The organism is Bacillus mycoides (assembly GCF_000832605.1).
GTDB classification, from domain to species: Bacteria; Bacillota; Bacilli; order Bacillales; family Bacillaceae_G; genus Bacillus_A; species Bacillus_A mycoides.
Genome location: NZ_CP009692.1, coordinates 4,055,305 through 4,070,821 on the forward strand (window position 1 = coordinate 4,055,305; position 15,517 = coordinate 4,070,821).

Consider the following 15,517-nt stretch of genomic DNA (forward strand, 5'->3'; position numbering starts at 1 on the left):
AATTTCAGTTATGAAACTACAGTTTTTTAAGCATTCAACTAGAACTCACTTAGAACTCTTAATCAAAATAGAGGCATTAGTTTAACTTTAATTTAACTACATATTGAATTTTTTACCGAAGCGCAAATGAAGACGGAGGGGCACCCGCCAGACCAGACTATTTTTTAACTACCAATAATAAATTATAAAATAAGAAAGAACCTTCTGTTTTTGAAGGTTCTTTCTTATTTCTCAACTTTTTGAATAAACAATACAGCTTTCTATTTACTATATTCTACATTTCCAGTATTCCAGTTAAATCATCACAAATAAAAATCAACCAATCCCGCAAATTTCTCCTTACAACGCTCCCACAAAGATAACTTCTCAAAAAACTCTTTCGTCATTTCTTTCGAATCATGAAAATCTTGTGTTAACGCCGCATTCACTTCTGATACGATAGATCCACCATGAATATACAAATTCATCTCATCATTTATATAGAAGCTACGCGCAGTAAAGTTTGTTGTACCAATAACGGTTAATTCATTATCAATCAGCATTAACTTTCCATGAAACATACCTTTTTTATAACCATATACCGTAATCCCGTTATTAACAGCTTGACGAATATAAGGATACGCTGCCTCTTTAATAAGAGGAATATCTGGTTTATATGACCAAAGTATTTTTACTGTAACACCACGTTTTTGCGCTCCAATTAAAGCATTCATTAATTCTTTATTTTTCGCTATAAAATAAGGTGTTGTAATTACAATTGAATGTTTCGCTTGTTTTATTAACTTTATATATTTTTCAGCGACGTGATGTCCATTGTAGCTAACCATCGTATGTAATGTATTCCCTTTACTCGCTTTATTCGTACTTCTTTTTATATGTTCTTTCGTATCTCGTTTCCAATCTAAAGCGAATTGCTCTTCTAAATCTTTTGCTCCTTCTCCTCTAAGCCGCACATGATAGTCACGCCAATATCCAAATTGCTTATCTTTCCCTAAGTACTCATCCCCCATATTAAAGCCACCCGTATAGCCAATCTCCCCATCAATCGTCGTAATACGACGATGATTACGATGGTGAAGTGAATAAAATCCGAATGGCAATTCAGGTTTTCTACTATATGTAAAATGTACACCACTTTCCCGCAATTCATTTTTCATCTTTCTTTCAAATGATAAATCATTAATGCGATCAACCGATAAATATACGTTTACTCCTTCTTTCGCCTTCTCCTTTAATAAGTTTAAAAAAGTATGGCTACTTTTATCATCCGATAAAATATAAAAATAAGTGTAAATAGATCGCTTCGCTTCCCTTATATCAGTAAACAACTGTTTATAAAACGACTTCCCTTCTACATATAATTGAAAGTCACTATAATGAGGTGCATACTCTGTCGGCATATTTTTCCCAGCTTCCATTTTCCTGCCTAAAGTAACATCGATATGCATCCAAATTAAAATAAAAACGAAAATAGCAATAATAATAGAAGTAACTCGCAATATTTTTTTAATCATTTTGATTTCCTTCCGCTCATATTACTTACTATTTCGTAGTGTTTCATTAAATTATTTTTTCATACGAAATGTCTTTCTTACTTTTATTTGCGAATACAAAAAGGTGTGGCATTGCGCCACACCTTTTCATTAAATGAAGTTCCTCGCATCATTATTTCTTCCAAACTTATAAATAGCAATTAAGAAGAATGCTATCGCGAAAGCGAATAAAATTAAAATATTTAAATACAACTCAGAAAATGGAATGCCTTGCTGTAGTTTTGAAATCGTATCTAGTAACCAACGCTGCGGAAGGAAATCAGCTACTTTTTGTACTGCTTTCGGCATAATGTCGTACGGGAAATAACATCCAGCAAGTAAACATGTTGGTACTATTACTATATTTTGCATTGCATTTGAAGCAGTTGAACTTTTTGAAAAAGACACAATGACTAACGATAAACCAATTGCAATTAAAGCGAATATCATAAGCACACCAATCATAACTATGAAAGGCATATTTATAGTTGTGTGAAAAACATTCGTCATAAAGAATACTGCAATTACAATTTGTACTGTTAATATCATCATATTTACTGCGACATTAGATAATATAAATTTCTTTCCGTCAATCGGCGTTGATAATAATCTAAAATACGTTCTGTTCTCTTTTTCTTTTAAAATAAATCCTGATAAGTTCACTGCTGAAAATAACATAAACATAATAAGATAACCCATCGTTTGATTTGTCATATCTTTATTTTTTGAAGTATCTTCAAGTGTCTCAGACTTTACTTTAAATGAACTTTTTTGATAACCCGCGTACATACTATTAAACGTACTTTGATCGGCCCCTGCCACTTTACTAATCGCAGCGATGTTATCAACATAGTTATATAAATACGATTTTATAAATCCTGTTACTTGATCGCCTTTAATCGATGAAATCTCAATATGACTCGGTTTCCCTTCTCGAACACTTTCAGAAAAGCCAGACTGTAATGTAATAACACCATCAAGTTTTTTTGAAGTGAGTTTATCTTCCACTTCAGATTCCTTAATTTTACTAACATTTACATGATTGAGTCCTTCTAAAAATTTCACTGTATCATTTGCGATAGGTTGATTTTCTTTATTTATAACCCCAATATTTAACGTTCCTTGCCCTACATTCCCATATATCGAAAAGGAAATGAGCGTTCCTATTATCGGCAAGCTAATAATAATGAGTAACCCCTTTTTATTTTTCAAAAGCACAGATAACGTTTTTTGTATGAGCCATAAAATATCTTTCATACTATAGCCCCTCCCGTCTACGTAATGCAATAATCGCAATTAATAAAAAGAGTGCTGAAATTCCGAGGTTTAAAAATATTACTGGCAGTGCCGCCCCTATGTCATTTGCATAAATAATTTTCATAATGGCTGTGTTGGCCCACGTTAATGGCGATAAATTCGTAACGACATTTTCTTCCACTACGAAATACGCACCACCAAAAATAGAAGCTAATTGCACAACAACCATAATAATCGCTCTAGATGCCTCACCTGTTTTTGTAATAAATCCGATTCCTAAACCGAAGCTAATTGCTAGAAAGACTTCTGTTAGTAAAATAATAAATATGATTCCAATATGGTCGCCCCAATTCGCTTGAAAAACAAATTTACTAAATAAAACGACGAGTAATAGACAAAGTGCATTCGCTACAAGACTACCGAGCACTTTCCCAACGAAAATCTCAGCTTTACTTATAGGTGCTGCAATTAAACGATCTCCTGTTTTACGTATTCGTTCTCCTCGAATTAAAAAACTCGCCCCCATTGCAGCGTACAGTGCAATCATCGTCGTCATTACAACCGCATAGTAATCCATAGAACCTGGTTTTTTAGCAGCTTGTAAAGATGTTTCTTTAATATAATCATTATGATTTCCGTTTGAAATAACTGCGCTAACCTTACTCGGATCTACTTTTGCAACTTCGGCCACTACGTTGTACTTATCAACAAATGTTGTAAGCGTGCCTTCCACAATACTTCCCTCAATACTACTTTTGTCACTTCCATAAAATTTTGCACCATCTTTATTTAACTCTACATAAGCAGCATATTTATTTTGCTTCACTTCTTCTTTCCCATCTATACCTTCGGAAGCTTTTTTAAAATGAATACCTGATTTATCAACTTCTTTTGTAAATGCTTCAAATGATTGAGAAAACGTGCTACTTGCTTCATCTTTATATAGCACTTGTATATCCTTAAACGATTGACTATCGCTATTAAATGCATTCGTTAACGCTGTTCCTAACACAAGCATAAGTACAATTGGAAATGCTAACATAAAAACTAAAGTTCTTACGTCCCTGAAATCTCTTTTAATGTGCATCACTGCAATGTTAAAGATGTTCAATTGATGAACCTCCCTTTACCTTTTCTTCATTTACCGTTATTTATCTCGTAAGTTTCTTCCAGTTAACGTAAGAAATACTGTTTCTAAGTTTGGAGCCTGCTCCTCTAACGAACGAATTTCAATGTCATGATTAATGAAATGCTGAATAATTTTATTTAAATTATTTAATCCTGCATCCGAGTTTACCTTGATTACGTTCTCTTCAATTTGAACAGCTTTCACACCATTTATCTCTTTTAAATTTTCTACATCTAAATTTTCTACTGACTTTACTTCAATCCAAATATCTTTCGTATCTGTAATAATCGCTTTTAACTGTTCTTTCGTTCCTTCTGCAATTACTTTACCGTGATCGACAATTGCTATTTTCGTACAAATCTCTTCCACTTCTTCCATGTAGTGACTCGTATAAATAATCGTACTTCCCATTTCATTTAATTTTCGGACAGACTGAAGAATGTAGTTCCTTGACTGCGGATCAATTCCAACTGTCGGTTCATCCATAATAATTAACTTCGGTCTATGAGCGATTGCACAAGCGATATTCAGTCTTCGTTTCATCCCGCCAGAAAAGTTTTTCGGATAACTTTTATGTTTATCACTAAGGCCTACAAATTGAAGTGCTTCCTCTACTCTCGCTTTTAGCTCGGCTCCTCGTAATCCATACAATCCAGCAAAGAATTTCACATTTTCATAGGCAGTTAACTCTTCATAAATCGCAATATCTTGTGGAACGATACCGATATTCATTTTCGCAAATCGATTATGTTTCTTTATATTTTTTCCTAGTATGCTAATTTCACCTTCATTACTTCTTAACAAACCAGCAATCATATTAATCGTTGTACTCTTACCAGCACCATTCGAACCTAAAAAGCCAAATATTTCTCCTTCTTTAATAGATAAAGACATATTATCTACCGCGATGAAATCACCAAATTTTTTCGTTAAATTTTTAATTTCCAATGTGTTCATCATTTCACCCCTATTTCGGTTTCTCTGCTTTTATTATAAACAAAAAGAATGAACCTGCTCAGTGCAGAAGTTCACCCTTTTCACATGAGATTATTCACTTTTTTCATATGAGATGATTCATCCCTCATATCGGCAACAACATCGTTACTGAAAAACCACTTGTTCCATCTACAATAATTTTTCCGTTTACTGATGCTGTTCGCTCCTCCATCCCCATAATACCGAGGCCTTTCTTAACAAGAGCTGCACCTTTACCATTATCCTTCACTTGTACTTTCACCATCTTGTTCAGTACATGAATATCGATTGAAATGACTGTCGCATCAGCATATTTCATCGCATTTGTTAACGCCTCTGTAACGTTTTCACCGATAATTTTCCACTGAATGGGAGAAATCATATCTAAGTTACCTTTATAAACGAAAGGAATATTCATATCATGCTTACCGGCAAATTCCTCTATGAATAATTTCATACGATGAATGCCAATTTGCTCAGTTGATGGCTTCATATTTTTTAATGTAATCCGAATGCTTTCAATTCCATCTTTTGAAATATGAATGGCATTTTGTAATAACTCCGCAGATTTTTCTTTATCTATTTCCATTAATCTCTTTGCTGCTTCCATTTGAATTAGTGCACCTGTCATTGAGTGACCGATTTTATCATGAATTTCTTGAGATAGTCGATTTCTTTCCTCTAATTTAAATGTGTATTCAGATTGCCTTATGTAATCTTTATTTTCATTTAAGCTTTTCGTAAGTCTTTGTATGTCTTTTCTCATTTTATCATTTTGCATGTCTAGTTTTAATAATCGTGCTATATAGCGATGAGCTATCGTTAAGGAAAAAAAACAAAATGCACTAATCAGTCCATACGTCATTTGAATACCTTCACCTATAAAAATAATAGGAAGAATCATAATGAAAAAGATTAACCATTTCTTTTTTATGTAATAATTTGCAATTTCATATAAGTTCAAAGGTAAAAACAAAATAAAAAACGGATGAACCTTCCATGTAAATAACATAACTACGCCAATTGACACACAAGTTAATATGTTTTTGTACGTATCTTTTTTAAATATAGAGATCAACACATTGACAGAAAGATATAAAAGCAAAGTAAGTATAATCCACGGTAAGTTCGTAACATTTAAATGAATGTAGCTAAACACTATATATAAAAAGACAATAAGTTTACTTACAGTTAACCAAAATTCCATAACATTAATCTACTTTCCCTGTTAAGTAATAAATCGCAATTTGTGTGCGATGTTCTAGTCCAGTTTTCCCTAAAACTGATGTAATATAATTTGCAATCGTTCCTTCAGATATGAAAAGTTGCTTCGAAATTTCTTTATTTGAGAAACCTTTCGCAATTAATGCGATAATACTAAGCTCTCTTTCTGTGAAAAGGCTCTTATCAATTTTAGATTCTTCCTCTTTACTTTCCATTAAATTAGACTTAATTTTATCAAGCACTACATCTTGCATAACAGTTTGACCGTTATAAACTCCTTTTATCGCATCACGAATCCGCTCCGGATCATTATTTTTTAATAAATAACCTTTCGCTCCGTTTTTTACTGCATCCAAAATATATTCATCATCATCAAACGTCGTTAAAATGAGAGGCTTCGTTTTTGTCTCTTCACAAATTAACTTCGTCGCCTCTACCCCGTTCATGTTTGGCATACGAACATCTAAAAGCGCAATATCAACTTCATACTTTTTACAATACGCTACAGCTTCTTTTCCATCATTTACGGTATCTAATACTTCAAACTCTTCATATGTATTTAAAATAATTTTCATACCTTCTCTAATAAAAGAATTATCATCGGCTATTAATATTTTAATTTTCATGTTTGTTAGTATGGACCTTATCCTACTAACATTCACATCCTTTCTCCATGTAGCATTTCCTCTTTGCTCATTATATACTTCTCTTTACCATTTTTTCACACCTTTTTCATATAGCCCTCCTGCTAAAAATATATTATTCTTTTTTTATAACATGTGTAGGGTGACTTATCATTTCTTACGTCTATATAATAGAATGCGTCAAAAAGGAGGGAGAGACCGATTGAGGAAAAACAATTAGTTGCAAAAGCACAGCAAGGAAGCGAACATGCTTTTCGTATCCTTGTACAAACATATCGTCATTATATTTTTCAAGTTATCTTTTCCATTTTAAGACATGAAGAAGATGCTAAAGATGTTACACAAGAAGTATTCGTAAAAATTCACGCCTCTCTCCAAAATTATCAATTTCGCGGATTAAAAACGTGGATGGCACGTATTGCCACCAATCACGCTATTGATTATAAGAGAAAAAAAGCTAGAGAAAACGAAGAACTCTCCTTATGTAAAGAAACTGCGGAAAATATAAAAGCCTCTCATAATATCGAGGCTTTATTATTGACGAAAGAGCAAAAATTACTCATTGCTCAAAAACTGCAAGAACTTCCCGACAATTACCGTGACGTCGTTCTCGCACATTACTTAGAAGAAAAAAGTTATCAAGAAATTGCTTTGCAAGAAAATATTGAAGTGAAAACAGTCGAAATGAAACTGTATCGGGCAAGAAAATGGATTAAAAAACATTGGAAGGAGGAAGAGTTTCTATGATGCATTATTCAAAAGAAGATTGGCGCAATTATACATTAGATGTTATATCAAACAATGAACGTGAATCTATGGAAGAACATCTTTATGAATGTGATCATTGTTTAGCACTTTATATGGAAAGTATTGATGAACAACACGAAAACCTTCCAATGATAAATGATGATTCATTTACGAACGAAGTTATGACGCAAATTAATTTTGAAACGTTACAGCCTAATGAAAATATAAAAACAAACTCACTAAAGCGCACAATTATTCACTACATAATTGCGACTGCGGCTACAATTATTTTTATGGTAAGTGGTTTATTCCAGTATATTTTCACAGCGACATCAAATTTCGAGAAATCTTCAAAACATAACGAGTCTTCTATCTCACAACAAATTGTAAACAAATCGGTAGACACATCAAAAAAGGACGGAGGTTCAAAGCATGAATAAAAATCCCTTTTTAGCACTTGTATTAGGGCTAATTCCTGGGCTTGGACATTTATATTTAAAGAAATTCGGACGATTTATTTTATATAGCGGAGGGGCTTTATTTCTATTTATCTTTGCAGCATTTTGTACAATAGCATTAGGAGCGCGTGATATTGCTTTTCTTTCTCTATTTTTACTAGTCGTGTTATGGGCGATCAATTTATTAGATTTAGTTGTCACTATTATTAATCAATCGAAAAAACAAGCAGCCGGAGAATTTACAGAGTCCTCTAAAGAAAGCGAACGATTTTATATCATTCTTCTATCAATCATTCCTGGGCTTGGTCATTTTCAATTAGGACTTATGCAACGCGGACTTACATTTTTAGTCGCTTGCACAGGAATCGGAAGTATGATTATATTCGTTGCACTCTTAACATCTCAAGGAAGTTTCCTTATCTTCCTTATTACGTTACCTGTTTTATGGATTTATAATTTCTTCGATGTTGTTCAGCAACTACAGAAAAAAGAACGTGGCGAGCAATTAGTTGATCGTACTATTTTTGAAGACTTTGAAGAGCACCGAGAACAAGGAAAGAAAAGTAAAACATTTGCTTCTATTTTAGCGATGTTCCCTGGAGCAGGACATATGTATTTAGGCTTACAACGCCGTGGTCTTCAGCTTATGGCAGCCTTTTTACTATCCATTTATTTACTCGATTTATTAAGACTCTCTGCGTTTTTATTTTTAGTACCAATCATTTGGTTTTATAGCTTTTTTGACACATTACAGCAAACAGCCAAATACGGAAAAGAACGCGTACATGACGAACCTATCATCGACTATTTTATAAATCATCAAAGATGGATCGGTATCGGTTTAATTACACTCGGTGGTTATTATTTATTAGATCAAACAGTCCTTCCTATTTTGAATGATTATTTTGTAACTATATTTAATATTCATCTTAGCGAACTATATTATCGCTATTTCCAAACATCTATCGTTGCTCTCCTTTTAATTGGTGGCGGCTTTAAATTGTTACTTGGAAATAAAGAAAACAAAGGTGGTACAAACGAATGAGAACATGGCGCGTTGGAACATTCTCAATGGGGCTTTCCATTATTACATTAGGTTGTTTCTTACTATTTTCAGTTATGAAAGGCACTCAAGTATTGGATACATTAACAGCATGGTGGCCTGTTTTACTTATTATACTTGGCGCTGAAATTTTACTATACCTTCTATTTTCTAAGAAGGAACAATCATTTATTAAATATGATATTTTTAGTATTTTCTTTATTGGAGTTTTAGGAAGCGTTGGAATTGCTTTTTACTGTTTATTATCAACTGGATTACTAGAAGAAGTTCGTCATTCTATTAACACAACTAGGCAAACGAGTAATATTCCAGACGGACAACTTGATATACCTGAATCTATCAAAAAAATCGTAGTGGATGCGGGGCATCACCCTCTAACGATAGAGGGAAATAATACAAATCAAATTCATCTTTTTGGAACATATGAAATGACGACAAAGGCAAATGAAAAACCTAATTTAAAACAAGAGGATTTCCTTTCAGTTCAAACGGCTGGAGAAACGATGTATATAACGTTAAAACCATTACCGGTTCAGCATACGTTTTTTAACTTCGCACCACAGGTGAAACAAACACTCGTTCTTCCGCAAAATAAAAATGTAGAGATCCGCGCTTCGAATAACGAACTATCTCTTTATCCAGGTCAATTACAAAATAATTGGTTTGTACAAAACAGTTCAAACGTATCTGTTCATTTAACTAAAGAAAGTGATGTTTCTTTAACAGCCGTAACAAATCAAAAAGAAACTCACGGAAACACACCTTGGGAACAAGTAGAAGATTTAGCGAAAAAAGAAAATAATTCTTCAGAAGAAAATCCAGAATTAAATGGGCAAGAACATTGGTATAAAAACTCGATAAAAACAGGAAATGGAACGTACAAATTAAATATTGAGAAAGCTTATAATTTAAATATGAGCGTTATCGAAAAATAAGAAACCTTCCACAATTGTGGAAGGTTTTTCTCATATAATCGCTTTTATTCCTTCTAAAATTAATCCAATCATAAAACCACAAACAGCCCCGTTCACACGAATCCACTGCAAATCTTTACCGACATTATTTTCAATCATTTCGATTAATGTTTTATCATCTAACTTATCAAGGTTTTCTTGCACAAGCTTTCCAATTTTCGAATGATTCTTTTCAACAATAGTAACAACTTGTTTTTGTAACCAATCTTCTATTTTTTGAACAGTCAGTTCGTCTTCTTTTATTTTATTCATTTGTGTTTGTAAGAATGGAACAACATATTTATCAGCAAATTCTTCATTCTTCACAAAGGTAACTGCCCTACTCTGTACTTGCTCTAGCATTTCTTTTATTTTGTCTGTAGCATCCCAATTTGCAATCCATTTTTCTTTCCACTTCTCTAATTCCTGTAATAAAGATTCATTTTCTTTTACATTTATAATCTCTTGACGAATTTTCGCTAATATAAGTTGTCTTGTGCTATTATCTGCATCTTGTAAGCTGTTAATATTACTAATGATAAACTTCTGCAAAATGCCGCCGATTTTATCTTCATCTACAATATTCATAAATGATTTCAAAGTAAACTGCAGGAATCCATCTACTTTTATGTTTTCCATCGCCTTCATACCTAAGCTTCCGAGCTGATAACGTGCTTCATCTTGAGCCGTCCAATCTTTCACTTTTACTAATATGTAATCAAGTGTTTTTTCATCATATTCTTGCACTACTAATTGATCCACTAGAACTTGTAATATGTTACTTGTGTTAATTGTATGCAAATACGTTTTTAATTCTTTTTCAATAATAACTGCTAATTTTTCTGTATCTATTTGAAGAATCGCTTTCTCAGCAATTGTTACAATTCCTTTTTTCACAGCGTCAGACTGTAACTCTTTCTCAGCAATTTGCAGTACCATTTGTGCTAGCTGCATTTCTTTTACTTTACTTGTAATACTTTCTTTCGTCAGCCATTCATTTTCTAACGTAGAAACGAGACCCTTTGTTACCCGTTTCCGATTTTTAGGTAATAATGCTGTATGTGGAATTGGAATGCCCAACGGATGACGGAATAAAGCTGTAACCGCAAACCAATCCGCAAGTCCACCAACTAACCCAGCTTCAAATCCCCCTTGAATAATCTCCCCAGCTACCGTTCCTTGAAAAGGGATGGAAGCCGCAAAACCTACGCCCATAACCCCAAGCGAAATACCCGCTATATATTTAGTCTGTAATGACATCGTATACACATCCTCTTATTATGTAAAATAAAGCTTTTTGTTATTTTTATTCGATATTAGCAATCCTTTATATCTATACTATAAAGAACTAGTGCGAAAATAACAAAGAATTTTATGTACATGAAAAAAATGAGGCTGTAAATAGCCTCATTTTTATTTACACGTTAATTCCAAACCTTTCTTATAATACCCATTCATCACGTCTTCCGGAACCATACTCCCACCAGTTCCCCACACAATATGAGTACCTTTCTTCACCTTCTCTGTTAACTGTTGTTTTTGTAAATACTCATTTTCAGCTTTACATACATTCAACGGCCCTATCATACCCGCTAATGCAGAAGGCTCTAAATAAATATTTTCAGTATCAGCCAGTTCTTTTAATAATCTATATAACTCTTCATCACTTACTGTATAATTTCCACTCAAAAATGGTTCCATCGTTTTACCGACAAATCCAGATGGTCTTCCTACTGCAAGCCCATCCGCATCAGTTACATTGTCAATCCCGATATCTTGAACGGCAATTTTATCGTGAAGCCCTGTCATTAAACCGAGTAACATACACGGAGAGTGCGTAGGCTCCGCAAAGAAACAGTGCACATTGTCTTTGTACAATAACTTTAAACCAAATGCTACTCCGCCAGGCCCGCCACCTACCCCGCACGGAAGATAAACGAATAAAGGGTGCTCTTCATCTACTACAATTTCTAACTCTTCTAATTGTTTTTGTAAACGTGATGCTGCTACTGCGTATCCTAAAAATAAATCATGTGAGTTTTCATCATCAACAAAATAACAGCTAGGATCTGCATCTGCTTGCAGTCTTCCTTCTTCTACTGCTTTACTATAATCAGCTTCATATTCAATAACGTTTACACCTTTACTTCTTAATAAATCTTTTTTCCATTCTTTTGCGTCTGCCGACATATGAACAGTCACATTAAAACCTAATTTCGCACTCATAATACCGATGCTAAGCCCTAAATTGCCAGTAGAACCTACTGCAATTGAATACTTCGCAAAAAAACCTCTAAATCTATCACTATCTAAAATTGAATAATCATCTTTCCCTGTTAACATTCCATGCTGAAGTGCCAGTTGCTCTGCATGTTTCAGCACTTCGTATATTCCGCCTCTAGCTTTTATTGATCCTGATATCGGAAGCCCGCTATCACATTTTAATAGTAATCCCCCTAAAATAGGTTGCCCATAACTTTTCTCTAAAGATTGTTTCATAGAAGGTATTTTCACTAAAGGTGATTCTATAATACCGCCTGTTTCCTTCGTTTCAGGAAATACTTTCGCAATATATGGTGCAAAACGCTTTAATCTCTCTTCCGCGTCTTTTACATGTTCTTCATTAAGTGGCGAATTTTTTATTGCTGTTTCATACTTTTCCATATTCGGGTTTATCCAAAATACTTCTTCTGTTGCGATTAAGTTATTTACTAGTGGATATTGCTCTTTTAATGCCTCTATCTCCTTCATTCCTCTTCCTCCTCATATCCTTGTAGATAGCCATATAATAAATTATAATTAAATTAATTTTAATATAGTTTAACATAAATAATTCATTTTAGTTAATTTAAATTTAATTTATTTAAATATAATTTAATAATTATTAAGGAGCATTTATTATGGAAAATATAGATATTGGTAAAAAGATTGAAAAACAAAGAAAAGAAAAAGGATTAACTAGTAAAGAATTAGCAAAGATGGCCAAAATCACACCATCAATGCTTAGTCAAATTGAACGTGGTTCTGCTAACCCTTCTATTCAAACATTAAAGGTACTTGCAAAAGCTCTTGATGTTCCAACATTTAGTTTTTTACTTGAAGAAAATAATACAGACGATTTAATTGTACGTTCTCATAAAAGAAAAAAAATGATTATCGATAATTTATCATATGAATTGTTATCACCTGATTTCACAGGAAATTTAGCAACAGCAATTATGACTATCCCACCGAATACTGCTTCATCCGAAAATGTTCTAGAACATAAAGGTGAAGAATTAGCATTTGTATTAGACGGAAAAATCACATTGCACTTAAATGAAGAAGAATACACATTAGAAACTGGTGATAGCGTAAAAATACCAGCTTATTTAAAACATAAATGGGTAAATCAATTCGAGAAAAATGCGATTGTTTTATTTTCTGTTACTCCGCCGATTTTTTAATTCATATGATGATACAAAAATAGCCATGCATAGATGCTCTCCGTGCATGGCTACTTTTATTTTTTTGGTACGAACAAAATCCCTAGACTAATAACACAAAAACTGAGTATTTGCTGTATTGAAAGACCAACTAAAACCGAATTTTGTTCACTAATAAGTGAAATAATGATATGAGCAATTCCCTCGCAAATTAGAAAAAAGCTTATATTCTTTCCATTTCCTAATCTTTCATTTTTAATCCATAACGAGCCAATTATACCGAGTGCGAGTATAATCTCATACATGAAAATAGGATGATACAAAAATTTTGATTCATATATTTTCATCCCCCACGGCAGTGTCGTTTGTGCACCTACTTCTTGATGGAATATAAAATAAAAGATTATACTCACGCAAAATCCAAAAGGTAATGTATCAAGTAAAATCCGAAGAGAAAATTGCTCTTTTTTACTTTTCCAAACAATATATATACTCGCAATTACGCACCCTACTATAATATGCTGAATACTTCCTACAGCTAATAATGCTGGCATTGGCGCCCCAATGGCCCATACCGGATTTAAAATTGCCGGTGCGAATTTCCATACTAATACAATGATAAGAAAGCCATTCGTTACTGCATCCATCATTTTTTCATATTGAATATTTTGCTTTTTCATCCTTAGTTTCATTAGAGTAAATCCAAATAAACTTCCTATTATAAGAGAAACGGGTTGTAACCTCACCATCCACTCCATCACTATGAAATCCCCTCTTAATTCTCAATTATTTTCTTAAACTTCTCTTCTAATTGATCTGGAGGTAATACACCTCGTGCATGATCTACAATAATTCCATCTTTATTAACAAAAAATGTCGTTGGTAAAGAAAATACTTTATAATCTATTCCAGCTACTCCGTCCATATCTAATAGAACAGGAAATTTAAATCCGTGACGATCTGCAAATGCGCTCGCTTCTTGTACTGGATCCCCGATTGTTGCATTTACCGCAAAGATTTCAACATCCTCCTTATATTTATCATACAAACGAACTAGATCAGGAGCCTCCATTTCACATGGACCACACCATGATGCCCAAAAATTAATAACATATGGTTTTCCCTTTGCATCATTTAACGAATAAAGCTTCCCATCTAATCCTTTTAATGTTATGTTCGGCGCTTTAAATCCCACTTGTGGTAATACTTCCTTCTCTTGTAACTCCGCTTGTTTCGCTTTTCTTTCTTTTTCTTCTTTCTTAGTATTATAAAAGTTAACTCCGGCCCAAATTAGTGCCCCAGCTAGTATAATAGCAATTAGTTTCTTCACTTTTCTTCCTCCTCATTTCTAAAATCCCGTAAATCCGCCGAATAGACGAATAAAGAACGCTGTAATTTTCGTCATTTGATTTGTATATAATAAAACCCCTGTTAAAATCATCATTCCACCGCCGATTTTCATCATGACATTGGCATAAGTAACAATCCATTTTACCTTTCCAATAAAAAATGCCATCACGAAAAACGGAACTGCAAAGCCAAGAGTATATGCCGTAATATAAAGAAGCGCACTTTCCGGATTGGTCGCCCCGAGCATAAGCACTGCAGAAAATATCGGACCAACACACGGTGTCCATCCTGCTGCATATGTCATGCCGACCAAAACTGAGCGAATATATCCTGTCGATTTACTTCTATACTGCACTTTTTTCTCTGCCATAAGCCACTTAGGCTGAAACAATCCAGTCATAAATAACCCCATCAAAACAATAAAAACCCCACCAATTTGTTGAATCAATCTTTGATTAGATGAAAAAGTAATCCCAATCCAACTCACCGATAAACCTAACGCATAAAATATAACCGAGAAACCGATCATAAAAAATACTGTATGTATAATCGCTGACTTTTGCATAATCCCACGATTTTCTTTTAAATCTTGAATAGACACACCTGTAATATATGATAAATAAGATGGATATAGCGGTAAAGAACATGGTGATATAAATGAAAGTATCCCAGCCCCTACTACTAGCCAAATTGTTAAATCCGCCGCATTCATTTTATTCCCCCTAAATACACTACAATGCGTAGTGTTAATTATTAAAAA

General features: G+C 33.5%; 16 protein-coding genes. 5 read left to right on the forward strand and 11 right to left on the reverse strand.

The features are described 5' to 3' along the window. Nucleotides 1-302: 302 nt before the first annotated feature. The 6 genes from cls to BG05_RS22550 form a co-directional block, all read right to left on the reverse strand. Nucleotides 303-1,514, reverse strand: a complete 1,212-nt coding sequence (gene cls / locus BG05_RS22525) for a cardiolipin synthase (RefSeq protein WP_003188668.1) — start codon at nucleotides 1,512-1,514, stop codon at nucleotides 303-305. 129 nt (nucleotides 1,515-1,643) lie between these two features. After that, entirely contained in the window at nucleotides 1,644-2,789 is a 1,146-nt protein-coding gene (locus BG05_RS22530; protein WP_002086373.1) for an ABC transporter permease, read from the reverse strand. A gap of 1 nt (nucleotide 2,790) precedes the next feature. Next, a complete protein-coding gene (locus BG05_RS22535; RefSeq protein WP_016126756.1) occupies nucleotides 2,791-3,900 on the reverse strand; it encodes an ABC transporter permease in 1,110 nt (369 codons plus the stop codon). Nucleotides 3,901-3,936: 36 nt separating this feature from the next. Then, the gene (locus tag BG05_RS22540) at nucleotides 3,937-4,875 is read right to left on the reverse strand and encodes an ABC transporter ATP-binding protein (protein WP_002086377.1); all 939 of its coding nucleotides are present in this window, start codon (nucleotides 4,873-4,875) and stop codon (nucleotides 3,937-3,939) included. A gap of 124 nt (nucleotides 4,876-4,999) precedes the next feature. After that, the gene (locus BG05_RS22545) at nucleotides 5,000-6,100 is read right to left on the reverse strand and encodes a sensor histidine kinase (RefSeq protein WP_016126755.1); all 1,101 of its coding nucleotides are present in this window, start codon (nucleotides 6,098-6,100) and stop codon (nucleotides 5,000-5,002) included. A gap of 4 nt (nucleotides 6,101-6,104) precedes the next feature. Then, the gene (locus tag BG05_RS22550; protein ID WP_002012250.1) at nucleotides 6,105-6,743 is read right to left on the reverse strand and encodes a response regulator transcription factor; all 639 of its coding nucleotides are present in this window, start codon (nucleotides 6,741-6,743) and stop codon (nucleotides 6,105-6,107) included. 324 nt (nucleotides 6,744-7,067) lie between these two features. Here BG05_RS22550 and BG05_RS22555 point away from each other — a divergent pair, with 324 nt between their 5' ends. The 4 genes from BG05_RS22555 to exsE are packed head-to-tail and all read left to right on the forward strand — an operon-like array spanning nucleotide 7,068 to nucleotide 9,964. Continuing rightward, nucleotides 7,068-7,508, forward strand: a complete 441-nt coding sequence (locus tag BG05_RS22555; protein ID WP_232294827.1) for an RNA polymerase sigma factor — start codon at nucleotides 7,068-7,070, stop codon at nucleotides 7,506-7,508. Then, nucleotides 7,505-7,948 carry a hypothetical protein gene (locus tag BG05_RS22560; protein ID WP_002126705.1) on the forward strand — a complete coding sequence of 148 codons (444 nt, stop codon included), beginning with the start codon at nucleotides 7,505-7,507 and terminating at the stop codon, nucleotides 7,946-7,948. The genes BG05_RS22555 and BG05_RS22560 overlap by 4 nt, the downstream gene beginning before the upstream one ends. Beyond that, the gene (locus BG05_RS22565) at nucleotides 7,941-9,011 is read left to right on the forward strand and encodes a hypothetical protein (RefSeq protein ID WP_016126754.1); all 1,071 of its coding nucleotides are present in this window, start codon (nucleotides 7,941-7,943) and stop codon (nucleotides 9,009-9,011) included. The genes BG05_RS22560 and BG05_RS22565 overlap by 8 nt, the downstream gene beginning before the upstream one ends. Beyond that, on the forward strand, nucleotides 9,008-9,964 hold the full coding sequence (exsE, locus tag BG05_RS22570) for an exosporium protein ExsE (protein ID WP_002126702.1): 957 nt from the start codon (nucleotides 9,008-9,010) through the stop codon (nucleotides 9,962-9,964). Before BG05_RS22565 ends, exsE begins: the two co-directional genes overlap by 4 nt. A 30-nt stretch (nucleotides 9,965-9,994) precedes the next feature. Here the strand turns inward: exsE and BG05_RS22575 are convergent, their stop codons facing one another. Next, nucleotides 9,995-11,242 (reverse strand): DUF445 domain-containing protein, encoded by a 1,248-nt coding sequence (locus tag BG05_RS22575; RefSeq protein WP_002086386.1) that lies wholly within the window; start codon nucleotides 11,240-11,242, stop codon nucleotides 9,995-9,997. 153 nt (nucleotides 11,243-11,395) lie between these two features. Continuing rightward, nucleotides 11,396-12,733, reverse strand: coding sequence for a D-serine ammonia-lyase (locus BG05_RS22580; protein ID WP_002168690.1), 1,338 nt, complete (start codon nucleotides 12,731-12,733; stop codon nucleotides 11,396-11,398). Nucleotides 12,734-12,882: 149 nt separating this feature from the next. On the opposite strand from BG05_RS22580, the gene BG05_RS22585 reads away from it, so the two are divergent. Then, a complete protein-coding gene (locus BG05_RS22585) occupies nucleotides 12,883-13,428 on the forward strand; it encodes a helix-turn-helix domain-containing protein (RefSeq protein ID WP_003188683.1) in 546 nt (181 codons plus the stop codon). Nucleotides 13,429-13,484: 56 nt separating this feature from the next. Here BG05_RS22585 and BG05_RS22590 read toward each other — a convergent pair whose 3' ends face one another. The 3 genes from BG05_RS22590 to ccdA are packed head-to-tail and all read right to left on the reverse strand — an operon-like array spanning nucleotide 13,485 to nucleotide 15,469. Next, the gene (locus BG05_RS22590; protein WP_003188684.1) at nucleotides 13,485-14,165 is read right to left on the reverse strand and encodes a prolipoprotein diacylglyceryl transferase family protein; all 681 of its coding nucleotides are present in this window, start codon (nucleotides 14,163-14,165) and stop codon (nucleotides 13,485-13,487) included. Nucleotides 14,166-14,182: 17 nt separating this feature from the next. Beyond that, a complete protein-coding gene (locus tag BG05_RS22595) occupies nucleotides 14,183-14,737 on the reverse strand; it encodes a TlpA family protein disulfide reductase (protein ID WP_002031090.1) in 555 nt (184 codons plus the stop codon). Nucleotides 14,738-14,755: 18 nt separating this feature from the next. Then, nucleotides 14,756-15,469: a cytochrome c-type biogenesis protein CcdA gene (gene ccdA / locus BG05_RS22600; RefSeq protein ID WP_002031088.1), complete on the reverse strand. Its 714-nt coding sequence runs from the start codon at nucleotides 15,467-15,469 to the stop codon at nucleotides 14,756-14,758. Nucleotides 15,470-15,517 lie beyond the last annotated feature (48 nt).